The 24,789-nt window shown below is 62.3% G+C and carries 20 protein-coding genes; 7 read left to right on the top strand and 13 right to left on the bottom strand.

The window, feature by feature from the left end:
• Position 1: 1 nt before the first annotated feature.
• The 3 genes from ACF2JD_RS02000 to ACF2JD_RS01990 all read right to left on the bottom strand — a co-directional run bounded on the left by ACF2JD_RS02000 (position 2) and on the right by ACF2JD_RS01990 (position 1,598).
• Positions 2-592 carry a HEPN domain-containing protein gene (locus ACF2JD_RS02000; protein WP_171275814.1) on the bottom strand — a complete coding sequence of 197 codons (591 nt, stop codon included), beginning with the start codon at positions 590-592 and terminating at the stop codon, positions 2-4.
• 230 nt (positions 593-822) lie between these two features.
• The gene (locus tag ACF2JD_RS01995) at positions 823-1,185 is read right to left on the bottom strand and encodes a VOC family protein (RefSeq protein WP_440986652.1); all 363 of its coding nucleotides are present in this window, start codon (positions 1,183-1,185) and stop codon (positions 823-825) included.
• 38 nt (positions 1,186-1,223) lie between these two features.
• Positions 1,224-1,598 carry a DUF6404 family protein gene (locus ACF2JD_RS01990; RefSeq protein ID WP_440986651.1) on the bottom strand — a complete coding sequence of 125 codons (375 nt, stop codon included), beginning with the start codon at positions 1,596-1,598 and terminating at the stop codon, positions 1,224-1,226.
• A 195-nt stretch (positions 1,599-1,793) separates the two neighbouring features.
• Between ACF2JD_RS01990 and ACF2JD_RS01985 the strand changes: the two genes are divergently transcribed.
• Positions 1,794-2,696 carry a LysR substrate-binding domain-containing protein gene (locus ACF2JD_RS01985; RefSeq protein ID WP_408848068.1) on the top strand — a complete coding sequence of 301 codons (903 nt, stop codon included), beginning with the start codon at positions 1,794-1,796 and terminating at the stop codon, positions 2,694-2,696.
• A 193-nt stretch (positions 2,697-2,889) separates the two neighbouring features.
• On the opposite strand, the gene glpK is transcribed toward ACF2JD_RS01985, so the two are convergent.
• Positions 2,890-4,392: a glycerol kinase GlpK gene (glpK, locus tag ACF2JD_RS01980; RefSeq protein ID WP_440986650.1), complete on the bottom strand. Its 1,503-nt coding sequence runs from the start codon at positions 4,390-4,392 to the stop codon at positions 2,890-2,892.
• Between the two features lie 29 nt (positions 4,393-4,421).
• Positions 4,422-5,270 carry an MIP/aquaporin family protein gene (locus ACF2JD_RS01975; protein WP_005327692.1) on the bottom strand — a complete coding sequence of 283 codons (849 nt, stop codon included), beginning with the start codon at positions 5,268-5,270 and terminating at the stop codon, positions 4,422-4,424.
• A gap of 488 nt (positions 5,271-5,758) precedes the next feature.
• Between ACF2JD_RS01975 and glpT the strand changes: the two genes are divergently transcribed.
• The 6 genes from glpT to tyrA all read left to right on the top strand — a co-directional run bounded on the left by glpT (position 5,759) and on the right by tyrA (position 13,786).
• On the top strand, positions 5,759-7,117 hold the full coding sequence (glpT, locus tag ACF2JD_RS01970) for a glycerol-3-phosphate transporter (protein ID WP_111912610.1): 1,359 nt from the start codon (positions 5,759-5,761) through the stop codon (positions 7,115-7,117).
• Between the two features lie 100 nt (positions 7,118-7,217).
• On the top strand, positions 7,218-7,976 hold the full coding sequence (locus tag ACF2JD_RS01965; RefSeq protein ID WP_005328190.1) for a DeoR/GlpR family transcriptional regulator: 759 nt from the start codon (positions 7,218-7,220) through the stop codon (positions 7,974-7,976).
• Between the two features lie 479 nt (positions 7,977-8,455).
• Positions 8,456-9,943, top strand: a complete 1,488-nt coding sequence (glpD, locus tag ACF2JD_RS01960) for a glycerol-3-phosphate dehydrogenase (protein ID WP_440986649.1) — start codon at positions 8,456-8,458, stop codon at positions 9,941-9,943.
• A gap of 100 nt (positions 9,944-10,043) precedes the next feature.
• Positions 10,044-11,123 (top strand): glycerophosphodiester phosphodiesterase, encoded by a 1,080-nt coding sequence (glpQ, locus tag ACF2JD_RS01955; protein ID WP_429147800.1) that lies wholly within the window; start codon positions 10,044-10,046, stop codon positions 11,121-11,123.
• A 331-nt stretch (positions 11,124-11,454) separates the two neighbouring features.
• Positions 11,455-12,528, top strand: coding sequence for a 3-deoxy-7-phosphoheptulonate synthase (locus ACF2JD_RS01950; RefSeq protein ID WP_440986648.1), 1,074 nt, complete (start codon positions 11,455-11,457; stop codon positions 12,526-12,528).
• Between the two features lie 118 nt (positions 12,529-12,646).
• Entirely contained in the window at positions 12,647-13,786 is a 1,140-nt protein-coding gene (gene tyrA, locus ACF2JD_RS01945; protein ID WP_440986647.1) for a bifunctional chorismate mutase/prephenate dehydrogenase, read from the top strand.
• Positions 13,787-13,852: 66 nt separating this feature from the next.
• Here tyrA and hdfR read toward each other — a convergent pair whose 3' ends face one another.
• The 8 genes from hdfR to ACF2JD_RS01905 form a co-directional block, all read right to left on the bottom strand.
• Positions 13,853-14,728: an HTH-type transcriptional regulator HdfR gene (hdfR, locus tag ACF2JD_RS01940; RefSeq protein ID WP_025326467.1), complete on the bottom strand. Its 876-nt coding sequence runs from the start codon at positions 14,726-14,728 to the stop codon at positions 13,853-13,855.
• Entirely contained in the window at positions 14,728-15,087 is a 360-nt protein-coding gene (maoP, locus tag ACF2JD_RS01935; RefSeq protein WP_162627362.1) for a DUF413 domain-containing protein, read from the bottom strand. Before maoP ends, hdfR begins: the two co-directional genes overlap by 1 nt.
• 290 nt (positions 15,088-15,377) lie before the next feature.
• Entirely contained in the window at positions 15,378-15,860 is a 483-nt protein-coding gene (gene eco, locus ACF2JD_RS01930; RefSeq protein WP_005328180.1) for a serine protease inhibitor ecotin, read from the bottom strand.
• A 187-nt stretch (positions 15,861-16,047) separates the two neighbouring features.
• The gene (locus tag ACF2JD_RS01925) at positions 16,048-16,605 is read right to left on the bottom strand and encodes an Lcl C-terminal domain-containing protein (protein WP_139745137.1); all 558 of its coding nucleotides are present in this window, start codon (positions 16,603-16,605) and stop codon (positions 16,048-16,050) included.
• Positions 16,602-17,957 carry an Lcl domain-containing protein gene (locus ACF2JD_RS01920; RefSeq protein WP_440986873.1) on the bottom strand — a complete coding sequence of 452 codons (1,356 nt, stop codon included), beginning with the start codon at positions 17,955-17,957 and terminating at the stop codon, positions 16,602-16,604. Before ACF2JD_RS01920 ends, ACF2JD_RS01925 begins: the two co-directional genes overlap by 4 nt.
• Positions 17,958-18,019: 62 nt before the next feature.
• The gene (locus tag ACF2JD_RS01915; RefSeq protein ID WP_440986646.1) at positions 18,020-20,434 is read right to left on the bottom strand and encodes a proprotein convertase P-domain-containing protein; all 2,415 of its coding nucleotides are present in this window, start codon (positions 20,432-20,434) and stop codon (positions 18,020-18,022) included.
• Positions 20,435-20,469: 35 nt separating this feature from the next.
• On the bottom strand, positions 20,470-22,509 hold the full coding sequence (locus tag ACF2JD_RS01910; protein ID WP_440986645.1) for a prolyl oligopeptidase family serine peptidase: 2,040 nt from the start codon (positions 22,507-22,509) through the stop codon (positions 20,470-20,472).
• Complete coding sequence (locus ACF2JD_RS01905) at positions 22,509-24,659, bottom strand: TonB-dependent hemoglobin/transferrin/lactoferrin family receptor (RefSeq protein WP_440986644.1); 2,151 nt, start codon at positions 24,657-24,659, stop codon at positions 22,509-22,511. Before ACF2JD_RS01905 ends, ACF2JD_RS01910 begins: the two co-directional genes overlap by 1 nt.
• Positions 24,660-24,789 lie beyond the last annotated feature (130 nt).

Raw genomic sequence — 24,789 nt, 5'->3', positions numbered from 1 at the left:
ATTAGCTGGATAGTAAATGCTGCCTTTCAAATACAGACGCATGATGTTGTTCTATTTTATCATTTACGTAATTATCTGTGGCTCTAACTAGGTCTTTGATAAAGCGAATAACTTTTTCAAGCTCATCGCGTTTAATAAGGTGGGCTGATGGGATGCCTGAATTTATTGGCTTTGAGCGATGCGCAGCATCACCACGTTTTTTTATCCATTGATTTAGAGTGGCTCTGACCTTTTCTGGTTCATAGTTAGACCATCGCCATCCCTCAGTAACGTCAAAGCCTAAATAATCTTGAAATATTTTCTTGGTTTTATCAGAGCTGGGGTTATGGAATGTCTTTAAGTCGGCATGCAGCTTTTTTAGTATAAAATCGCCAAGGTAACTTCCTTGTACAATAGCAAGCTTCTTGTGCATTTCCTCGATGAGGCGATCTTCTACATATGTTTCCCATGCAGTGAGAGCCATTACAAGGCCTGCACGTTTTAATACTTCACTATTTGGAGGTGGGGGGTTAGCATTGACACTGTCAAAATGGGCTAATAACTCTTCGGCATCCTTTATTGCGTATTCAAATCCTTGAATTGCTTTTGACATGTTTTTCTTTCCAATGAAACTTATTTCGATAATGAGTTGGATTTTATAAATAGAGTGTCATCAATAACATTAATTGGCTCTAGCGGCAGAGTGATAGACCATTCTCCCTTAATCTGAAAGTTACACGATCACAAAATAGATGTTCTATCAGCGAATTTAAAGCTAAAAGAGCGAACGGTAAGCTTGAGGTATGGCTGAGGGTAGAGATTGTGCTTATCCACCCCTCGCCATCAGGCGGCCGGTTCGGACCAGACCGCAAACTCGTTGCCGCTGGGTTCGACAAAGTGGAAGCGGCGGCCACCGGGGAAGTCAAACAGCGGGCGGTTGATGATGCCGCCATGGTGCTGCACCTTGGCCTGGGTTGCCTCTATGTCGGCGCTGTAGAACACCAAGAGAGCCCCGCCCTGTGCGCTTTGGTTGCTGAGATCAGCGCGATAGAAGCCGCCATCCAGCCCCTCGCCCTCAAAGGCGCAGTAGTCGGGGCCGTAGTCGGCGAACTGCCAGCCGAAAGCGGCCTGAAAGAAGGCCTTGGTGGCGGCAAGATCCCTGGCTGCAAACTCCACATAGTTCAGTTTTTCATGGGCCTTGGTCATAAGGGTCTCCTTGTCCATGTCGGTGGTGATGTCGGTTGTCAGCGTTTTTTCGTGCGGATCGTGGAGTGCGGCAAGGCGTCCCAGGGGGTCAGCTTGAGCTGCTTGCGGCGCACCCAAACGATGATTCCCATCAGCAGACCGAAGCCTATGCCGAACAGCAGGCTCTGGCGCAGGGCGAAGGCCGGACTCACCTCATCTTGCCAGCCGAGGTACCACATCAACATCCCCCAGATGGCACCTGTCGGCAGACCAAAGGCAAGCAGGTTGACCAGAAAGCGTTCATGGTGGGGCGGTCTGAGTCGCAGGCCCAGTCTGCGCAGCAATCTGAGCAAGGGGGGATTGTAGTTGGCGTGCCACACGCCTTTGCTTTCAAGCTCCTGGTGGGCTGCCGCCAACCGCTCTTCGAAGTTCATGATGTTCATCCTTGCGATGGTTTGGCGCCATACGGTGCCTTCTTGGCGACATTGTATCGACAAAGCGTGTTGGTGGTTTGAGTTGGTCATCACGTTATTTATCTGTGGAAATAAAGAATTTGGCACCCTGCCTGCCTTGCCAACCCAGGGCCATTGCGCCTATAAAGCCCCATGACTCTTGCCAGGATGACAACAATGAAGACCCATTCCGATGAACTGACCCTGTTCGTGGCCGTGGTGGAGGCGGGCAGCTTTCGCCAGGCGGCGGAGAACCTCGGCATGGACAACTCCGTTGTGAGCCGCGGCATCAAGCGCCTCGAGGAGAAGCTCGCCACAGTGCTGCTCAATCGCACCACCCGGCGGGTCAGCCTGACCGAGGAGGGGAGCTGGTTCTATCAGCGAGCGGTGAAGGTGCTGACCGAGATGAGCGAGGCGGAGAGCCACCTGCTGATGCGACGGGAACAACCCGAAGGGATTCTGAGAGTCGACGCCGCCACCCCCTTCATCCTGCACCGGCTGGTGCCCATCATAGGGGAGTTCCGCCGCCGCTACCCCGGCATAGAGCTGCAACTGCACAGCTCCGAGGGCTTCATCAACCTGATGGAGCGGCGGGTGGACATGGCCATTCGTATCGGCGAGCTGACGGACTCCTCCCTGCGCGCCCTGCCCCTCGGGCGATCCAAGCTGCGGCTGCTCGCGTCCCCCGACTATCTGAAGGAGCGCGGCACCCCGCGCCAGCCAGCTGACTTGCTGGCGGGCCACGAGCTGCTCGGCTTTTTGCACCCCGATCACCTCAACCACTGGCCCCTGCTCAGCACTGAGCAGGGGGACAGGTTCGCCATCACCCCGACCCTGAGGGCCAGTAGCGGCGAGACCCTGCGCCAGCTGGCACTCAGAGGTCAAGGGATCGTCTGCCTGTCGGACTTCATGACGGGGGAGGACAGGGCGAGCGGCGCCCTGGTGGAGGTGCTGGCCCGCAGCAACAGCGGCGCCTCGCGCCCCATTCATGCGGTCTTCTACTCCGATGCCCAGCGGGATATCCGGCTGCGGGTCTGGCTCGACTTCCTCAAAGAGCAGCTCGGGGCCGAGGCGTTGTAGAGGGCATGCCGACAGTGCCAACCCCCTCCCGGCCTCCCCCTCCACGAGGGGAAGGGGTCATTTTCTCCCATCCCTTGGCAAGGGGAGGGCTGGGGTCAGGTGCGGTCAGAACACCCGCGCTCGCCAATAAAAAGAGGCCGACATCGCTGTCGGCCTCGTTCGTTTTCATCTCAAGGATGCATCGGCTGCCCGATTAATCCTCTTCGGCCCAGCGGCGTGAGCGTTCAACCGCCCTCTGCCAGCCGCTGTAACGCTTGGCGCGATCGGCTTTGTCCATCTGGGGGATGAACTCCCTGTCCACGCTGAACTTGTCTTCCAGCTCGTCGGAGCTCTTCCAGAAGCCCACGGCGAGGCCTGCCAGGAAGGCGGCGCCCATGGCGGTGGTCTCGATGCGGGTCGGACGCACCACAGGGGTGTGCATCATGTCAGCCTGGAACTGCATCAGGAAGTCGTTGGCGACGGCGCCACCGTCAACCTTGAGCGCGGCCAGCTTGATGCCGGAGTCCTGCTGCATGGCATCCAGCACGTCGCGGCTCTGGTAGGCGATGGATTCCAGCGCGGCGCGGATGATGTGGTTGCGGTTGGCGCCACGGGTCAGGCCGACCATGGTGCCGCGAGCATAGGGATCCCAGTAGGGTGCGCCCAGGCCCACGAAGGCCGGTACCAGGTAGACGCCGTTGGTGTCCCCCACCTTGCTCGCGAAGTAGTCGGTGTCGCGGGCATCGTGGATGATCTTCAGCTCGTCACGCAGCCACTGGATGGTGGCGCCGCCCATAAACACAGCCCCTTCCAGCGCGTAGTTCACTTCCCCTTTCGGGCCGATGGCGACAGTGGTCAGCAGGCCGTTGTTGGAGCGAACCGGCTCTGTGCCGGTGTTCATCAGCAGGAAGCAGCCGGTGCCATAGGTGTTCTTGGCCATCCCCTTCTCGAAGCAGAGCTGGCCGAACAGGGCGGACTGCTGGTCACCGGCGATGCCGGCGATGGGGATGCGGGAGCCGCCGCCACGGGTGGTGTAGCCATACACCTCGGAGGAGGGTTTGACCTCCGGCAGCATGGAGGCGGGGATGCCCAGCTCGTCCAGCATCCGCTCGTCCCACTTCAGATCGCGGATGTTGTAGAGCATGGTGCGGGAGGCGTTGGTCGGGTCGGTGACGTGCACTTCGCCGTTGGTCATCTTCCACACCAGCCAGGTGTCTATGGTGCCGAACAGCAGCTCGCCGCTCATCGCCTTCTCGCGGGCCCCTTCCACGTTGTCCAGGATCCACTTCACCTTGGTGCCGGAGAAGTAGGCGTCCAGCACCAGGCCGGTGTTTTCCCGCACGTACTCTTCCAGTCCGCGGGCTTTCAGCTCTTCACAGATGGCCGCGGTGCGGCGGCACTGCCAGACGATGGCGTTGTAGATGGGCTTGCCGGTGGCCTTTTCCCACACAACGGTGGTTTCACGCTGGTTGGTGATGCCGATGGCGGCGATCTGCTCGCTGTGCAGGCCGCTCTTGGCCAGCACCTCGGTGAAGACGGAGGACTGGGTCGCCCAGATCTCCATGGGGTCGTGCTCGACCCAGCCCGCCTTGGGGTAGTGCTGGGTGAATTCGCGCTGTGAGGTCGCGACTATGTTGGCGTCCTGATCGAACACTATGGCACGGGAGGAGGTGGTACCTTGATCCAGCGCGACGACAAATTTCTTTTCAGCAGACATGATGTTCTCCACGTTTGGGGGGACCGCTCTTAGGCGGCGGCCTCTTCTTTATTGGACAGCTTGGCGGCTTCTTCGGTCACGACACGGTTGCCCGGGACGCAGGGAGCCAGCACTTTCACATACAGAGCGGTACCCAGCTGGGCGCCGACTATGGGGCCGAGGATGGGAACCCAGAAGTAGGGGTTGTCGCGACCGCCGGTCAGGGCCACATCGCCCCAGCCTGCAAAGAAGGCGAACAGTTTGGGACCAAAGTCACGGGCCGGGTTCATGGCAAAGCCGGTCAAGGGGCCGAGGGAGGCGCCAATCACCGCGATCAGTATGCCGATCAGCAGGGCGGCCGCGAAGCCTTTGGGGGCGCCGTTGTTGTTGTCACCCAGCGCCATGATGCCCAGCATCAGGACGGCGGTGATCACCAGTTCGACCGCGAATGCCTGCATGTTGGAGAGCAGGGCATTGGGGTAGGTGGAGAAGATGCCGGCGGTGCCGAGGCTCTCTACGCTGCCGCGCACCACGTTGTGGGTCAGTTCCCACTGGGTGAAGAGGTTGCCGTATAGGAAGTAGACCAGGGCGGCGGAGGCGAAGGCACCCGCTATCTGGGCGATGATGAAGGGCACTACCTTGCGCTTGTCGAAGCCGCAGAAGGTCATCAGTGCCAGTGTCACCGCTGGGTTCAGGTGGGCGCCAGAGATGCCGCCGGTCACGTAGATGGCGATGGCGACCCCCAGGCCCCAGGTAATGGAGATTTCCCATTGCCCGAAGTTGGCGCCAGCCAGCACCAGGGCAGCCACACAACCGACGCCGAAGAAGATCAACAGGCCGGTGCCGATAAACTCGGCGAGGCACTCGCCGAGCAGGGTATTGGGTCTTTGTATGCTCATAGTTGTTATTCCTTATATCCACCCAGAGTAGGTTTGATGTTCCGTTTCGTTATCTTGCATTCCCATTTATTGCGTCCGAAAACGTTTCTTCTTGTTATTTGAGCTGACGCAAACGTTATGCTCGTTTGCGCTCGTTATTGGACGAGAGAGAAAATAAACCTTCTGTGCCAATTCACCAGACCCCCGCCACCGGAAATGTGGACAAGATCCCATTCATTGCTAAGAAAATGTGACGAAAAGCAACTGTTAGCGGTGTTAATACTCCTTAGTGAGTAGTCATGTTCCTTGCCCTGCAAGGGCTGGCGGCCGATGAGCGATCACTCACCGGGTGATATTTTCTGTAATAAAACTGCAATAATTTAGCCTTCATCACAGATTGAATGTTCACAAATGAGCACAATAGGCTCGCTTGCGAATAAGGACTCATCTGGTCGCAGGCATGATCGGGGCACCCTCAACCGCCCATAACAACAATAAGGAAGCAGAACATGCTTAGTCTCTTCAGGCCTGCACCCCACATAGAGCGGCTACCGGCCGACAAGGTGGATCCCTTCTACAAACGCATGCGCTGGCAGGTGTTTTTCGGGATCTTCTTCGGTTATGCCGGCTACTACCTGGTGCGCAAGAACTTCAGTCTGGCGATGCCCTACCTCATCGAGCAGGGCTTCTCCCGCGGTGATCTGGGCCTGGCCCTCTCCGGCGTCTCCATCGCCTATGGCCTCTCCAAGTTCCTGATGGGGAACGTCTCTGATCGATCCAACGCCCGCTACTTCCTCTCCGCCGGCCTGCTGCTCTCGGCCGGTATCATGTTCATGATGGGGACTGTGCATTGGGCTACCTCCAGCATCGCCATCATGTTCGTGCTGCTGTTCCTCAACGGCTGGGTTCAGGGCATGGGCTGGCCGCCCTGCGGTCGCACCATGGTGCACTGGTGGTCACAGAAGGAGCGGGGCGAAGTGGTCGCGGTCTGGAACGTGGCCCACAACGTGGGCGGCGGCATGATAGGTCCGCTGTTCATCCTGGGCATGGGCTGGTTCAATGACTGGCGCAGTGCCTTCTATGTACCGGCTGCTGCTGCCGCCGCCATTGCGGTGATTGCCTTCTTCGTGATGCGTGATACCCCGCAATCCGTGGGTCTGCCCCCCATCGAGGAGTACAAGGACGACTACCCGAAGGATTACAACGAGAGTCACGAGCAGGAGTTTTCCGCCAAGGAGATCTTCGTCAAGTACGTGCTGCACAACAAGCTCTTGTGGTACATCGCCATCGCCAACGCCTTCGTTTATCTCATTCGTTACGGTGTGCTGGACTGGGCTCCGACCTACCTGAAAGAAGCCAAAGACTTCAGCGTGGATCACTCCTCCTGGGCATATTTCCTGTACGAGTGGGCCGGTATTCCGGGCACCCTGCTGTGCGGCTGGATCTCTGACAAGATGTTCCAGGGCCGCCGCGCCCCGGCCGGCATACTCTTCATGGTGCTGGTGACCCTGGCTGTGCTGGTCTACTGGCTCAACCCGGCGGGCAACCCCACCGTCGACATGCTGGCACTGGTCGCCATCGGCTTCCTGATCTATGGCCCCGTCATGCTGATAGGTCTCTATGCGCTGGAGCTGGCGCCGAAGAAGGCGGCCGGTACAGCGGCGGGCTTCACCGGTCTGTTCGGTTATCTGGGTGGCGCCGTGGCGGCCAACGCCATGCTGGGCTACACAGTCGACCACTTCGGCTGGGACGGCGGCTTCATGGTGCTGACCGCATCTTGCGTGCTCTCCATAGTGCTGCTGGCAATGACCCTCAAGCATGAGAACATCGCCGTCGCTGCCAAGAAGGCCGCTGCCGACAAGGCATAAAACGTGATCCTGCCCTTATCGATTCGAAAAGGGATAGGGTACACTGCCAAAGGCCCCGCAATGCCGGGGCCTTTTTTCGTCTCTCAAGCGGAGTGCAAGCGTGAAGCAAACCCAACGACATCTGGAGATCCTGGACGTTCTGACAAGGCAGGGCTTTGTCTCGACCGACGATCTGGTGACCCATTTTGACGTCAGCCCCCAGACCATTCGCCGGGATCTGAACGATCTCGCCGAGCAGAACAAGATCAGGCGCCATCACGGCGGGGCCTCCCTGCATTCGAGTACAGTCAATACCGCCTACAGCGCCCGCAAGGTGATGCAGCTCAAGGAGAAGGAGCGTATCGCTCGCGAGGTGGCCGCCAATATTCCGGATGGCTCGTCGCTGTTCATCGACATCGGCACCACCACAGAAGCCATAGCCCGCGCCCTGCTGGATCACCGGGAGCTGCGCGTGGTCACCAACAACCTCAACGTCGCCAGCATTCTCACCGCCAAGGATGATTTCACCGTCATCATCGCCGGTGGCGAGATCCGCAACCGGGATGGCGGCATCGTCGGGGAGGCGACCCGTGACTTCATCGGCCAGTTCCGCATGGACTATGGCGTCATCGGTATCTCCGGCATCGACAACGACGGCTCATTGCTCGATTTCGACTACCACGAGGTGAAGATAGCCCAGGCCATCATAGCCCACTCCCGCCAGGTGTTTCTGGCCGCCGACCACACCAAGTTCGGCCGCAATGCCATGGTCAACCTCGGCAACCTCAACCAGATCCACGCCCTGTTCACGGATCAGGAGCCGCCCGAGAAGTTGATGCGACTGATGTCCCAGCATCAGATAGCCTGCCACATCTGCTGAGTCTCCCCACGCCGTATTAGCATCAGGCCGCCACCGGGCGGCCGCTTTCTTGTCGCTCTCTCTCGGGGCCTCTCCCCATGGCGGCCGCCTTGCTCCTGCTACCTTTCCCCTTTGTCCCTTTGTCCCTTTGTCCCTGTGCTCTGCTGGTCGCTGCGAGGCTTGAGCTAAAAACAACGGCTCTCTCCTCGTCCTCCATGGTGTGTCTCTGTGCTGGTGGCCCTCTCAGAGTCGGGCCCTGTCGGCCTCGGCCTCGGGCTGCCGCGCCCGCATCCGCTGCGGCAGATTTGCCCTGGCAGCAGTGACTATGGCAAGGGCCGGGGTGGCATCTTGTCACCGACCGGCAGCATTTTTAGCATTGTCAGAACAATCGCGATCACATTTCCCTCATAAAATGTTCGTTTATCATTTTTTCATGTTCTAATATGAGCGAAATCAAACATTGCCGGCATGGCGAACACAAAATAAGAAAGTAGGTGAACATGAGCGAACATTATGATCTGGTCGTCGTCGGCGGCGGCATCAACGGGGTCGGCATTGCGGCGGATGCGGCGGGGCGGGGGCTGAAGGTGGCGCTGTTCGAGGCGCAGGATCTCGCCTCGGCCACCTCGTCCAACTCCAGCAAGCTGATCCACGGTGGCTTGCGCTATCTCGAACATTACGAATTCAGGCTGGTGAAAGAGGCGCTGGCGGAGCGGGAGGTGCTGCTCGGCATGGCGCCGCACATCGCCCGTCCCATGCGTTTTCGCCTGCCGCACCGCCCGCACCTGCGCCCGGCCTGGATGATCCGCGCCGGTCTCTTCCTCTACGACAACCTGGCCAAGCGCGACAAGCTCAAGGGCAGCTGCGGCCTGCGCTTCCTGCCGCAAGATGGCCTCAAGAACGGCATCAACAAGGGCTTCGAGTATTCGGACGCCTGGGTCGATGACGCCCGCCTGGTGGTGCTCAACGCCATGATGGCCCGGGACAAGGGCGCCGAGGTGCAGACCCGCACCCGCTGCGTCAAGGCGGTACGCGGATCCAAACACTGGACCCTGACCCTGGAGCGGGAAGGGGGCGAGCAGTTCACCGTCACCTGCCGTGGTCTGGTCAATGCGGCCGGTCCCTGGGTCAAGACCTTCTATGACGAGAGCCTGCACGAGAAATCCCCCCGCGGCATCCGCCTCATCAAGGGCAGCCACATCATAGTGCCGCGCATCCATGAGCGCGAAGAGGCCTATATCCTGCAAAACGAGGACAACCGCATCGTCTTCGTCATCCCCTACCAGCAGGACTACTCCCTCATCGGCACCACGGACGTGGAGCACCATGGCAGCCCGCGGGAGGCGAAGATCAGCGAGGCAGAGATCAATTACCTGTGCAAGGTGGTCAACGCCCACTTCACCCGACAGATTGCGCCCTCCGAGGTCATCTGGACCTATGCCGGGGTGCGGCCGCTCTGCGATGACGAGTCCGACTCCCCGCAGGCGGTGACCCGCGACTACACCCTCGAGCTCTCCGGCGAATCCGACGGGGCGCCGCTCTTGTCGGTGTTTGGCGGCAAGCTCACCACCTATCGCAAGCTGGCCCAGGCCGCCTGCAACAAGCTCAAGCCCTGGTTCAGCCAGATGGGCGAGGATTGGACCGCGAGCAGCCGTCTGCCCGGTGGCGAGTTCGACTGCTCCACCACAGAGCTGGCCCGCGCCTACATGCTCGAATTCGACTGGCTGGATGAGCGCAACGCCCGTCGTATCGCCGAGGCCTATGGCAGTCACGCCCGTCTCTGGTTGCACGAGGAGCGCGGCCAGCACTTTGGCGCCGGCCTGTACGAGTCGGAAGTGCGTTATCTGATGAGCCGCGAGTGGGCCCATTCGATGGAAGACATACTGTGGCGCCGCAGCAAGCTGGGGCTGCGCCTCTCCGATACCGAACAGCAGCAACTGCACGCCTGGCTGGAGCAACACCATCACGCCCTGCCCAAGGCAAGCTGATGACAAGGCGGGCGGCCTTTGCCGCCCGCCGTTTAACTGCAATAAACCTCTGCTATAACAACTACCTACATCCAATAAACAATAACAAAGAGCCGTTTTTATGAAACAACCTCACCTCTCCCTGGTGGCCCTTGGCCTCGGGGTTGCCCTCGCATTGCCCGCCCTGGCCGCCGATGACGGCAAGATAGTGATCGCCCACCGTGGCGCCTCCGGCTATCTGCCGGAACACACCCTGGAGTCCAAGGCGCTGGCCTATGGCATGGGGGCCGATTACCTGGAACAGGACCTGGTGATGACCAGGGATGATCAGCTGGTGGTGATGCACGATCACTTCCTCGACGGCATCACGGACGTGGCGACGCGCTTCCCCGGCCGCGCCCGTCCGGACGGTCGCTACTACGTGGTGGACTTCACCCTGGCCGAGGTGCGCTCCCTGCGCATGACGGAGCCCTTCCAGCTGGTGGAGGGCAAGCAGGTGCCCGTCTATCCGGCCCGCTTCCCGCTCTGGAAGTCCGACTTCAAGATCCACACCTTCCAGGAAGAGATAGAGATGATCCAGGGGCTCAACAAGAGCACCGGCAACAACATCGGTATCTACCCGGAGATCAAGGCCCCCTGGCTGTTCCGCCACGAGGGCAAGGACATTTCGAAAGCCGTGCTTACCGTGCTCAAGGAGTACGGCTACACCGACAAGGGCGACAAAGTCTATCTGCAGAGCTTCGATGTGGATGAGCTCAAGCGCATCAACGGCGAGCTGATGCCGGCGCTGGGCATGGACTTGAAGCTGGTGCAGCTGATGGCCGAGACCGACTGGAACGAGACCATGGTCTACGACACCAAGGGCAAGGCGACCCCCTACGACTACGGCTGGATGTTCAAGCCGGGGGCCATGAAGACCATAGCCGCTTACGCCGACGGCATAGGCCCCTGGAAGCCGATGATAGTCACAGAGCCGGGCACGCTCGGCAAGCCGGTGTTCACCACCATGGTCAAGGAGGCCCACGCCGCCGGTCTCAAGGTGCACCCTTATACCTTCCGCCAGGATCAGGGGCAGATCCCGGCCTACGCCAAAGACTTCACCGACCTGCTCAACATCTTCCTCTATCAGGCGGATGTGGATGGGGTGTTCAGCGACTTCCCGGACAAGGCGGTGGCGGTCATCAAGGCCCACGGCAAATAATAAAAGAAGAGCAACACGGGAACGCAAGCGGGGCCAGGTGCCCCGCTTTTTTATGGCGGCAGGCCAGCCCCGGGAGTGATGAGGCATAGGGTGTAATTATTTGTTTACGATTTTCGTGGTGCAGAGGGGCTTTTGCACGCTACTTTCTGGCTGTTTTGGTCACAAGAGTGGTCATTAATCCATCTGTTGATGCAGTAAACCGCTAGTTTCACTTGATTGTTTGTTTTTCCTTGGTAAGGTGAGGGCGGTTGCGTAACAAAGCGCTGACTTGTGTAAACAAATTAATACACCTTGGCGCAATTGGCTTAAATACAGTAGAGAGAATGAGAAAATGCAAAGAGACCCCCTGAACAACATCCATATCCAGTCCGAACAAGTGATGATCACGCCTGCCCAGCTCAAGGAGAAGTTACCCATCTCCGACAAGGCGCTGGCATTCGTGCAAGGGGCCCGCAATACCATAGCCGACATCATCCACCGTCGGGATCACCGCCTGCTGGTGATCTGTGGACCCTGCTCCATTCACGACATGGACGCCGCCAAAGAGTACGCAACCAGACTCAAAACGCTGCATGATGCCTACCAGGACTCTCTCTACATTGTCATGCGGGTCTACTTTGAGAAGCCACGCACCACTGTCGGCTGGAAGGGCTTTATCAATGACCCCAATCTCGACGGCACCTTCGACGTGGAGCTGGGGTTGCACCGCGCCCGCGAGCTGCTCTGCTGGCTGGCGGAGCTGGAATTGCCGCTCGCGACCGAGGCGCTCGATCCCATCAGCCCCCAATACCTGGCGGAACTCTTCTCCTGGTCGGCCATCGGCGCCCGTACCACAGAATCCCAGACCCACAGGGAGATGGCCTCCGGCCTCTCCATGCCGGTCGGCTTCAAGAACGGTACAGACGGTAACCTCGGCACCGCCATCAACGCGCTGCAGGCGGCCTCCAGCCCCCACGCCTTCATGGGGATCAACCAGCAGGGCCAGGTTGCCTTGCTGCAGACCCAGGGCAACCCGGATGGCCACGTGATACTGCGCGGCGGCAAACACCCGAACTACGATTCGGTCAATGTGTCGCTCGCGGAAGAGGCGCTGGAAAAGGCGGGTCTGCTGCCTGGTCTGGTGGTGGATTGCAGCCACGGCAACTCCAGCAAGGATCACCGTTTGCAGCCCAAGGTGGCGGACAACGTCATCCACCAGATCCAGGAGGGCAACCGCTCCGTCATAGGGGTGATGCTCGAATCCAACCTGTTCGAGGGCAACCAGTCCAGCGAGCAGCCCAAGGAGCAGATGCGCTACGGCGTCTCCATCACCGATGCCTGCATCGACTGGGAGACCACGGCAACCCTGCTGGCCCGCTGCCACAGCCAGCTGGCGGCGCCGCTCAAGAGCAGAACCGCGCTGTAAGTCGTGGTATCTTGTCGTAACTGATTGAACCATAGAGGTATCACTGCCCACGCAGTGATACCTTGTTGCCTCTTGAATCACAGGGCGCCGCCGCCAGCGGCGCCGGCAGGGACTGGATATGGCTGAAGAGTTGAATGCCCTCAGGGACAAGATAGATGTGGTGGACAAGCAGCTGATCGATCTGCTGGCCGCCCGTCTGGCCCTGGTGGGGGAAGTGGGTGAAGTGAAGAGCCGCCACGGCCTGCCCATCTATGCGCCGGACAGGGAGGCGAGCATGCTGGCACGCCGCCGCGCCGAGGCCGAACTGCTGGGGGTGCCCGGCGATCTCATCGAAGATGTGTTGCGCCGGGTGATGCGCGAGTCCTACATCCTCGAATCGGCCAGCGAAAAAGAGAACCACTTCAAGTGCATGAAGCCGGATCTTGGCAAGGTGGTCATCATCGGCGGCCAGGGTCAGCTTGGCCGCTTGTTCGGCCAGATGTTCGGCCTCTCCGGCTACCGGGTCGAGAGCCTGGAGCAGGGCGACTGGCCGCGCTCTGACGAGATCCTCGCCGATGCGGGTCTGGTGATGGTGGCGGTGCCCATTGACATCACCTGCCAGATCATCGACCGGCTCGGCAAGCTGCCAGCAGATTGCCTGCTGGTGGACGTCACCAGTGTGAAGGCGGCGCCGCTCGAGCATATGCTGGCAGTGCACCAGGGGCCTGTCTTGGGGCTGCACCCCATGTTCGGGCCGGACGTGGCGAGCCTTGCCAAGCAGGTGATCGTCTGCTGCCAGGGCCGTGACCCTGCCGCCAGCCAGTGGCTGCTGGATCAGATGACTATCTGGGGCGCACGGCTGCAGCAGGTGGAGGCCAAGGCCCACGACGAGGCCATGACCCTAATCCAGGCGCTGCGCCACTTCGCCACCTTCGCCTACGGCTGGCACCTCTCCCGGGAGCAGGCCAACATCGACCGCCTGCTTAACTTAAGCTCCCCTATCTACCGGCTGGAGCTAGCCATGGTGGGGCGGCTGTTTGCCCAGGATCCCCACCTCTATGCCGACATCATATTGTCGTCACCGCAGAACCTGGCGATGATCCGCCGCTACTACCAGAACTTCGGCGAGGCGCTGGGGTTGCTGGAACGAGGGGACAGAGCCGGCTTCATCGAGGCCTTCTCGCAAGTATCCAGCTTCTTCGGCGAACATGCCGACGAGTTCCTGCGCGAGAGCCGCACCCTGCTGGCCCAGGCCAATGATCGTCGTCACCACGGCTGATGGCACGCATCCATAACAAAGGGGCCGCTTGGCCCCTTTTTTCATGCTGACCAGGCTGAAGCCCGGCTACTCGGCGGATGGCAGCCGCAGATCGGCGCCATCCCAACCCAGCGGCAGGGTGAGCAGCTGATCGATCAGCTCCCGACGATCGGATTTCTCCAGATAGGCGAGGTAGAGCGGGCGGCTCAGCGCCTGCCCCCCTTCCACCAGGTGCAGTTGTCCCTGCTCCAGGAAGGGGCTCACCATGCGCCGCGGCAGATAGGCGGCGCCCCCATTGGCCAGCACGAACTGCAGCGCCATGCTGGCTGAGCTCGAGTGCAGCACAGGGGTCTTCTGCAGGCTCTGCAACCGGCTCGAGGGCGGCTCGAAGCTGGTGCCCCAGTCGAGGTGAATATGGGGCATCTGCATCAGGCTGTCGGCATTGGCGGCCGGCTCCCGGCTCACCAGCTCGAACACCAGCTCGCCTATGGGGTGCAGGGCTATCTCGTCTATCTTGGTCGGCTCGGAGAGCAGGGCGAGATCGAGGGAGCGCTCCAGCAACTGGCGGCACAGGTGCTCGCGGGAGGCGGTTTCGAGCCGCACCGCCAGGCCGGGGGCCAGCGCATAGACATGGTTGAGCCAGTCGTTGAAGTCGAGCTCCCAAAACACTGCGGGCGCACCTATGGCGAGCTGCTGGCTGAAACCGGGGGAGAGGGCCACGTCCTGCTTGGCGCGGCCTAGCGTGTGCAAGATGGCGTCTGCATAGGGCAGCAGACGCTCACCCGAGGCGGTCAGACGGATGTTGTTGCGATGGCGGGCAAACAGGCTGACCCCGAGTTGTTGCTCGAGCTGGCGGATCCGAAAGCTCACCGCCGATTGGGTCAGGTAGAGATTCTCGGCAGCCCGGCCAAAGTGCCGGGTCTTGCTGACCTCGATGAAGGTCCGAAGCAGCTCGGTATCCATTAATCGAGGGACTCGTCGCTGCCACCACCGCCGCCACCTTCAAAGCTGCCGCCCGTGTCCTCATTGGCGCCACCCGCGACTGTGCACAGACGGTGCACCCGCTTGGGACCTATCACCTTCAGGTACTTGAACCATACCTTGGCGTGGGGGTTGCTGCCGGCTGCGCCAGACTTGACCTGCTCGATGAAGGCACTTTCTACGTCATCGCGTGGGGCCAGGTTGCCCTGATAGAGCGCCAGCATCACAGTGCCATATTTTTCCAGACTGTCCGCTTCGGCCACGGTGAATTCGCCACTGCGACGCAGGCCACGGGGAAAATGTTTGAAGTCGTTGAAACGCTTGTCTGATTCGAAGCTCATAGTGCTCTTGTTCTGGTTAGTTTGACCTTTGCGGGCAAGTATCATCAGGCCGTCGCAGAGTGCAAAATCAATTTTCTTACTATGTTAATAAATATCTTTTATCGAACAGCCTTTGTCTCATCCCGAGGGTGAATTTTGCGGTCAGCTGCACAAAAAGCCTGAAAAATAGTGGAGTTATGTCAGGTTTTGTACAGCTGAGCCCGCTCTCTGCAGGGTGAAAACAATAAAATAAAGGCGCCATACGGCGCCTTTTTGTGTTCATGAATTGGCTGAACCTGAGCGTTGGACACTCATTCAATCATGGCTGGCTGGGCCAGGTTGTCGGCACGCCACAGACGGTAGCGCACTTCATACTCCTGCGGCACATAGATGACGAACGGCAGCTTGGAGTTGTAGTTCACGAAGAAGCCCTGACCATAGATCTGGACGAAGCTCTCTTTCTTCTGGCCATCCGGGCAGGCCATCAGGGTGCTGACGGGGCCCGAGACCTGGCCCAGGGTCAGGTAGTTGTAACCCCAGCCCTTGACGCTGTGCTGTTCCAGGTTGCCGGCGAAGCGTGGCAGGTTGCAGTCAACCAGCATCTTCTTGCCCACTTGCAGCTCGACCATCATGTCGGCTTCGTTTTCGACTTCCGGCAGGCGGATCACGACACGTTCCTGGTTCACTTCGGCGGCAGGGAACATGCTGATATCAAATTTTTTCGGTTCGGCGGCGAAGGCATGGCCGCCCAGTAACAAGGCGCCCAGCAGGCTAAAACGCAATACGGTTTTCATCTGTACCTCATGGGATTGGTTCAACGCCGCTAGACTAACCGCTCTGCCCGTTTCACGCCAGCGCTCCGGCGCGCAAAACCCGCCTGAACCGGCACAGGGTGACGTAATTTGATGCTTTTTTGACGCCTTCCACCACAAAAAGGCCATTCGGGAGTAAACCGGGCAGGGGAGTCCCCGCCCGGACGGCTCACCTTACCAGCAGCACCTGCTTCGCCCAGGAACCGGGGGCCCGCATGCCGACGGCGCCACTGGTGATGTCCAGATAGGCGACCCCCTTGCTGGCGGGTACCGGGGTCGAGGACCAGAGGTAAACATAGCCGTCGTTCACCTCCTTGCCGTCACCGGCCATGGCGCGGGGGAAGAGGGTCTCGTTCAATGCCGGCTTGTAGCAGGCGGACTCCAGTATGCTGATGAGCTCCTTGATGGTAGGCAGGCGCCAATCGGTGTGGCCGCCGAAACCGTGGAGGGCATGGCTCGGCTCGGTGCGGATCCGCTCTGCGGTCAGCAGGGCCTGCTGCCAGTAGAGCCGGGTCGGCTCGCCGCTGCAGCTCCCATTTTGCCAGCGTTGACCGAGCTGGCAGCGCATCCAGGTGAGGCCGGAAGCCCGGTCGGTGACTGTGCCGTTGCCGCGATCCAGGAAACGGGAGCTGGGACTGGTGCGCGGCATGGTGTCGTCGCAGATGGCGATGGCCAGTGCCAGCGGGCTGCACAGGGTGAGCAGCAGGGTCAGAAGATACTTGTTCATCGGGTTACCTCGGCCACAAGGCGCAGTTGTATGGCATTGATTTCATTTTCGTTCTGGACGCCATAGGGGTAATCGGTGCCCGCATCCTCCCCCAGAAACTGGGGGCTGATGACGGCGATGGGGACGCTCTCTAGGCGCCGGGACGGGGTCAGGGTCTGGGTCCAGTAGCTGCCATCGAAGTCGCCGCTCGAGGGACCGACGTCGGGGAAGTAGCGCACATCCAGGCTGACCAGCTGGCCATCCTGGCGGGCGAGGGAGCCGTAGTGTTGCAGACTGCCGAGCTCCTGGGCCGTGGGCAGACGCCAGTGCCCTATGCCGCACAGCCGCTGCGCATTGAGCCATTGGCGATACTGCTCGGTGGAGCAGATGGCCTCCCCCTGGGGGCAGGCATAGTCCAGCTCCGCCTGACTGGGGTGATAGTTGCCAAATGCCCAGGCGAAGACCCTGTGCAGATCCCGCGGACTGTCGGCATCATCGAGCTTCTTCTCCCAGATGAGGCCGGTATTGAGATCCTCCACGCACTCCCAGTCGGGGGCATTGTCCGCCAGGGGCTGCCCCTTGCCGTCCAGCTTGCGATAGCGCAGGGGCGCCTGGTCCAGACTCGCCTCCTGGCCCGGGTGATCCGCAGGCTCCTGGGTCAGCAGGTAATCCACCCCGTCCGTGTAGGTGGTGACGCCGCCGGCGGTCACCAGGGCCCGGGGTTGCTGCTGCAGCACGGCGGCGAGCCGGGTCTGCTGGCTCAGGAGCTCGGGGCTGGCGGCAAAGTGCTGGGCGAGCTCGGGCAGCAGGGTGACCAGCCCCTGCCAGATCTGGCGCAGGCGCTCGCCCTCGGCGAGACCGGGCAGGGTGGCGACGTCAGCGCGCGCCGCCAGGGCCAGCTCGCCGAGGGCGCCATTGAATCCTTCCAGTTGCGCCAGGGCCGCGAGTCCCTGACCCGGTTGCAGGGGCGCCAGGGCGCGCAGCAGCTCGGTCAGGGCCTGGGCTGGCGGCAGCCCGTCCGCGACCCGGGTCTGCAATAGGGTGCTCAAGGGGGTGGGCGTCAGGGTCTGATCGTCCAGGCGCGCCGCCGGGTGGGTCAGGGTCAGGGCGCCCGGATCCTGGGGGATGAACAGCAAGGGGCTGGTGAGCAGGCCGGGGGCGCTGGCGCTCAACTGACGGGCACCCGCCTCGCCACTGACCGCGGGTTCACCGGCCTCGCAACTGTCGTTCTGGTTCAGGTTGGCGCACAGGGTACCCGTCGCTGGCAACTGGACCGTGAGGCGATAGTCGGGGGGCGTCAGGGGCGCATCGTCGGACTCGCCACCACCACAGGCGCTGAGCAGGGGGGCCAGCAGGCAGGCCAGCGGGGTCATTCTCATCTTCATTTCTTGTCCTTGGAGGGGCCTTGGCCCCTCTTTGCTTTTATAGGGATGGATCAGGTGCGACGGCAGAGGCGGCGCCAGAGGGCCAGCGGTAGCAGCCAGAGCAGGTTGAGGGCTCCGCCCCCGCTGCTGTCCGCGGTGTTGAAGTGGATGATGCCGTCATCCGGCGGGGCGACGGGCTCACCACACTGGGCGCCGATGCGCTGGCTGATGCTCCAGCCGTTGATGCGCCCCTGATTGCCCGGCTTGCTGTCCACCACTTCCAGGGTCCAGCGACCGGCCAGCGGCTCTCCCACCAGGGGAGTGAAGGGTTGCAGGGGCAGCAGCTCGGTGGGGAAGACCCCTTTGAGCCGTGGCAACGGGCTGTACCCCTTGTCCCAGATCTGGATGCGGGTGCCTGAGGGGGAGTTGAGCCAGATCTCCAGCTCATCGAGGGCCTGGTGCTGCAAGTCCAGGTTCAGTTGAAAACGATCGCTCACCCGGGCGTCGCTCTTCTCCAGCACCAGGCTGGTTTCGCTGATGCCGCGCACCTCCTCGCTCTGGGCATCCTTGAGGGCCAGCGGCTGGCCGTTGGCCCGGCTGATGACGGGGGTACCTATGGGCAGGGTCAGCGACTGCTGCCACTGACGCTCGGTCGGGCTGGTGCCGCTCATGGCGAGGCTTATCGGCAGGCTCACCTCGTCGCCACAGGCCAGCGGGCTCTGGGCCAGCAGCCGCAGGGTGGCGATGGTGCTGGCGCCGGCCGCCAGTGTGGTCGCTGACCAGGCCAGGGGATCGGCCTGCAAGCCGGCGGGCAGGGACAGGGTCAGGGCGTTGAGGGTCACCGGGCTGCTGCCGGGGTTGCTCAAGTTCAACTGCACCGACTGGCGCTGATCCAGCACAAGGGCGCTGCCCTCGGCCAGGGCTATGTTGACGGGCGCCTGCAACAGGCCGTGCTGGCGGAAGGCCTGCTCCAGATGGCTGGCGTAGTGACGGGCCGGGTAGAGCCGGGCTGCCGTGTCCACCGTGATGCGGGCCAGCTGTGGCATGCGGATGGCCGGGCCTAAGCCGAAGTGGGATTCGATGATGACGCGGTCAAACTCGTCCCTCGCCCCTTCCCCGTGCTCGGCCACCGACGCCAGCAGGGCCTGGAACAGCGGTGTGCCCCACAGCTGATCCCCGTTGCTGCCGTTGATGGTGCGGTGGGCCGGGTAGTTGTAGTCCGGGTGGTAGCGGGCCCGAGCATCGTCCAGCTGGCGCGGGGTGCGGTCGGTGAAGCGGGCATCCCAGTTGAACACAATGGCGGGCTCGAACTGGCGGCCCGCCTCGCTGCGCTGGCGATGGCTGGCGGCCAGGAAGTCGCCGAAGCCCTCGCCGATGGCGCCCCAGTCACCCTCTTCCCCGAGATCCGGCACTATGTGGTGCTGCACGCCGTGGCCGAACTCGTGCCAGATGACCATGGGATCCTCGGCATCGGGGACGCCGCTGCGACCCAGCTCCAGCCTGCGCTCGAACGGATCGTAGAGGGAGTTGTCCTGATAGCCTGCGTCCGTGTCGATGTCGAGGGCGCCGGGGATGAGGTCGGTGAAGCCGAGCGCCTTGAGGTGGCGCTGGGCCAGGTCCAGGTGGTAGTAGGCGTTGATGTCGGCAAAGCCCGGATCGTCCCGGGTCAGGCGAAAGGCCTGCTGGTTGTCTGCCCCGTAGGGGGCAATAGTGGGCTCGATGGCATCCACCACTCGAGCATGGGGGCCGCTCAGCACATAGTCAGTGCCCAGCAGGGTGACCGGCAGTTCCACCTTGTCCTGATAGGCGGCATCCGCCAGCACCAGGGCCTGGTGCCAGACCAGGCTGGCGTCTTGCAGCTGGGTGCGGGGATCGGGATCGAACACCCGCGCCAGGACCCGCTGATCCCCCGCCTCAGGGGTACGCACCGCCTGGGTGCTTGCCTGATCCCCCCAGCGGCCAAGTTCGCGATCCCCGTCGCAACTGGCAAACAGCTGGACTCGGCTGGCCTTGGCATTGCCCGCCTTGTGCTCGCTCACCCGCTGGCGCAGGGCCGGCACCAGGGTGTCGCCGTCACGCCAGTACCAGGCTTCGACCTGTCCCAGCGGCGCTATCTGGTTGCCGTCGGCGCGCAGCAAGTCCAGCAGGGGATCCAGGCTGGTGCTGGCATCGCAGCCGGGCGCTGCGCTCTGCAGGGGGCGCAGATTGTGATAGAGGCGCCAGGGTCTGCCGGTGCTGTCTATGCTGACGGCGGCCTGGGTGGTGGCCACCGGCAGGCCGTTGACCAGCATGCGGAAGCTATGGTGGTGGCCGAGCAGGCTGGCCCTGTCGTAGTCGGGGGCGAGGGTCACGCCGAGGCGCTGCTCCAGCCAGGCCTGGGGCGTGGTGGTCAGGGGTTGTTCATCGACAAACTGCAGCTCGGCCGCCAGCAGGGGCTGTGAGAGCAGGGTTGCCGCCAGCCAGAGGGCCAGGGAGGAGGGTTTCATGGGTGACTCCAAAACAGAAAAGGTGAATGGGGGCATCAGTGACGGACCCCCGCCAGGGAGAGCAGGAAGGCATACTCCCGGGCTGCGCGCAGCTCGGCCGTGCGGGGATTGGCCAGGTGGCCCCCCTCGAGTTCGGTGTGCAGCAGATAGGGGCCGGCCCCTGTGCTGTGGGCTCGCAGGCGGGCCAGCCACTTGAGGGGCTCCCAGTAGGGCACCTGGCTGTCGTGCAGCCCGGCCGTCACATAGAGGGGCGGGTAGGGGGCCGCGTGCAGGTTGTCGTAGGGGCTCAGGCGGCGCATGGCCGCATAGTCGGCCGGGATGGCCGGATTGCCCCACTCCCCGTACTCCTGGCGGGTGAGGGGCAGCTCGGGATCCTGCATGGTGCCGAGCAGGTCGACGAAGGGCACCTGCAGCACGGCCCCGGCGAATCGGGTCGGCGCCTGATTGAGGGCAGCCGCTACCAAGAGACCGCCGGCGCTGCCGCCCATGGCGAACAGCCGGGCGGGATCGATGGCGGGATCCCGGGCCAGGCTCTCTGCCACCGCCAGGAAATCGTCCACGCTGTGTTGCTTCTGCTGGCCGCGACCCTCCTTGTACCAGGCCTCTCCCAGCAGACCGCCGCCGCGCACATGGGCAATGGCGTAGACGAAGCCGCGATCCAGCAGGCTCAGCACCTGGGGCTGGTAGTAGGGGCGCATGGGGGTGCCGTAGGCGCCATAGCCGTAGAGCAGCAGCGCCTTGGGGGCCTGAATGTCCTTGCGCCACACCAGGGAGACAGGCACCCGGACGCCGTCCCGGCCGACCACCCAGCGCCGCTCGCTCCGGTAGGGAGAGGAGGAGGCCGGCTGCTCCTGGCCCCAGGTGCCGGAGGCCAGATCCAGCCAGCGCTGGTGCGGCGCCTCGGCCATGCCCTGGCGGCGGATCAGGATCTGCCCGCTGGCGGGGTCGTGGGCACCCTGGATCCAGGCCGTGCCGGCCCCTTCGGTGAGCGCCAGGCTGTGGGTCAGCTTGCCGCCTGCATCCAGCACATCGAGCCAGTCGTCCCCGGCCTTGCGGTATTGCAGCACAGTGTGGTGGGCAAACAGGCGCCACTTTTCGAGCTCACGGCCCTCGCCTGACCAGAGGGGTTGCCAGGGCCCGCTCGCTACCTGAGCCAGGCTGGGCGCCTGATAGAGACCCATGGCCCCGTCCCGGTTGCTCTTGACAAGCACCCTGTCCCCCTGGGTATCCAGATAGTATTCGAGCCCGCGCTCACGGGGCTTGAGCAGGGTGGGGCCGCCCTCATCCAGCAGGTATTGCTCCGAGCTGTCGTGGTTGTTGCTCTGCAAAATGAGGTGACGCTTGTCCGTGGTGCGATAGAGGCTGAGCAGCCAGGCGGGATCGGCCTCCTGGTGCACCAGCGCCTCCTTGCCTGCCTGCCAGGCCCACAGTTGCCAAGGGCGCAGGGTGTGGCGCTCGTTGGCGACCGTATAGAGGGTCTTGCCATCCAGGCTCCAGAGCAGGTCGGCGGTTCGGTGTGCCAGGGTGGCCTGGGTCTCGCCGCTCGCCAGATCCAGCACGGTGATGCGGTAGTCCCTGTCCCCTCGGTTGTCTTCGGCCAGGGCAAGCAGGCGGCCATCCGGGTGCAGGGCCCAGGCGGCAATCTCGTAGTAACCCTGGTCGGGTTGACGGGGGGCCAGCCGCTGGCGGGGGGCGGAGCCTGCGTCGCTGCGCTGCCACAGGCTGCCGTCCGCCGCCATGCGCCACTGGCTGCCGGCCTCGGTCAGCCACTCCTCTGGCAGAGGTTCGCCCCGCTCTCTGGTCTGCCACTCGGCTTGCAGCGTCTTCGCAAGCGGCTGCTGGCCGGCGAGCTGCTGTTCGGTCCAGCGGTTCTGCTCGCGCAGCAGCGTTAGCAGCTCGGGGGCGCGGCGACTGTCGTCACGCCAGCCGCCATAGGGATCGAGGCGGGCTATCTCCCCCTTCATCAGCTGTGGGCGCTCGGGGATAAGGGGCGCGGCCTCCTGGGTTGCCTCAGGAAGCGGGGCGGCAGGGGCCGGGGTGGCCAGCAGGCTGGCCAGTAGAAGCAGGCTGTGCATCAGATCCCCACGAAGGTGTAGCGCAGGCTGGCACTGAAGGTGCGGCCGCTCTGGGTGAAGAGTCCGGCGTCGGTACCGGCTTCCAGCCCGGCTACATCCTGATAGCGGGTGTAGCGGGTGTCGAACAGGTTATCGAGCTTGAGGTTGACCTTGAGGGCATCGGTGATCAGCCAGTCCGCCGTCATGGCGAGGCTGAACCAGCCCGCGCTGGTGAGGCAGGCATCCTGGCTCTTGGTCAGGCTGTTGCCGCAGCTGGGCACCCTGTCCATGGCGGCGGCGTAGTCTGCCTGCACCCCCAGGCTCCAGTCATTGGTCTGGTAGCTCAGGCGGGTGTTGCCCTCGAGAGGCGTCAGGGTGCGCAGCGCCTCGCCCTGGCTGTCTTCCCCATCGACCCAGCCGAGCTTGGTGGCCAGCTCCCACTCCTGGGTCAGCCAGTAGCTAGCGGCGATTTCCGCCCCCCAGGTCTCGGCCTTGGCCACGTTGCGGTACTGGCGAAGTATGACGCCGTCACTCAGGCGCAGCCCCACCTCGCGCCAGTCGATGAAGTTGTAGTAACGGTTGTAGAAGAGGGCCGGCTTGATGCTCCAGCTCTCCCCCTCGCCACTCAAACCCCACTCGAAGCTGTGGCTGGTCTCCTCCTTCAGATCCGTGTTGGCGATGATCTGGAACGGCGGCAGGGCGAAGTAGTGGGGAATGTTGCCGTACACCTTGTCGTAGGAGGGAGCCCGAAAGCCGTTGGCATAGCTGAGCCAGCTGCGCCACTGCTCGTTGACGCGGTAGCTGGTGGCCAGGCTCGGGGAGAGATGCCAGCTGTGGTTCTCGCCCTGATTGCCATCTTGCGGGCGCAGCCACTGGTGATCCATGCGCAAGGTGGGGGTGAATTGCCACCGGCCCAGGGTCGCCACGTCGCCGAGCCAGACCCCGGCCCGGTCGGTGCGGGCACTGCTGAAGGGCTCGGACTGGCTGGGCTGGGGTACGCCCGCCTCCAGGCTCAGCTTCTCCACCGGCCGCTCGTGGCGGGTACGCTCCAGCTCGACGCCGTAGCTCAGCTTGTGGACAAGGTCGCCGGTGACGAGATCCCGGCGCACGTCCAGCTCGCTGCCGACGCGGTCTTCGGTGAAGGTCGAGAGCTCCCGCTCGCTGCGGTAGCGGGGATAGCCGCTCAGCAGGTCGTTTTGCAGCAGGCTGCGTTTGTTGGCGCTGTTCTTGGAGTGGTTGCCATAGAGGCTCCAGGTGAACTGATCCGCCAGCAGGCTGCCGAGATCGCTGGCCTCCCAGCCAAGCTTGCCCCCCTGGGTGCGCTGGCTGCCTTGCTCATTGTATTGGCGCACCTGCCACTTGCCGTCGGGCTGGGGTACTTCGCGCGGTCCCTGATCCCGCTTCGCATTGTCCTCGAAGTAGTCGAGCTCGAGGCGCAGCAGGTGGTGATCGCTTAACGGGAAGCGGGAGCTGGTGGAGGCGCTGAGGCCGTCCAGATCCGCCGGGATGCGGCTCTCGTCATAGTTGGCGGTCTCGTGTCCCTGCCAGCCGGAGACCCGCAGCAGGTGCTCGCTATCCAGCACCCGGGCGGCGCCGGTGGCGCTCAGCTTCTGCTTGTCGCTGCTGCCATCCTGCAGCACCTTGCCGCCGAGATAGGCATCCTGCCCCTGCAGGTAGTCCTCCGGCTGCTTGGTGGAGATGACTATGGTACCGCCGATGGCGTCGGAGCCATGGAGGGAGGAGCCGGCACCCTTGGCGACCTCGATCTGCTTGACGTCATCGAGATCGAAGCTGAAACGGCCCACCTTGTCGTTGAGGTCGTCGGCGCCGAAGCCGTCGCTGACCCGCCCCCCATCCTTGATGATGAGCACCCGGTTGCCGCCCATGCCGCGGATGATGATGTTTTGCGGCCGACCGGCGGAGCCGGTCACCGAGACCCCGGGTTCGTTCTTGAACACATCGGTGAGCTCGGTGGCGACCTGGCGATCCAGCTCTTCTTCCGTGATGACAGTGATGGAGCCGGAGACATCGGACAGCTTCTGCTCGATGCGCTGCCCCTTGACCACTATGGTCTCGTGGGCCCTGGGTTCGGGATCTGTCCCGGCGGGATCGCTGGCGGCCAGGGCTGTACCGGACAGCAGCATGGGCCAGTAGTGAAGCAGTGTTTTCATTGTTGATAATGATTTTTATTTAAGCCTGAAGGGCGCGGATTATTGCAGATGAATCCCTCTGTATCAACGATTGATAATCATTATCATCTTTGTTTTATGATCTTGATCGGACTGAGGTTTTTTGAGAGAA

Source organism: Aeromonas ichthyocola, assembly GCF_046087985.1.
GTDB classification, from domain to species: domain Bacteria; phylum Pseudomonadota; class Gammaproteobacteria; order Enterobacterales; family Aeromonadaceae; genus Aeromonas; species Aeromonas rivipollensis.
Note: the sequence above shows the minus strand (reverse complement) of the source record. Positions and strands in the feature narration are given on the sequence as shown.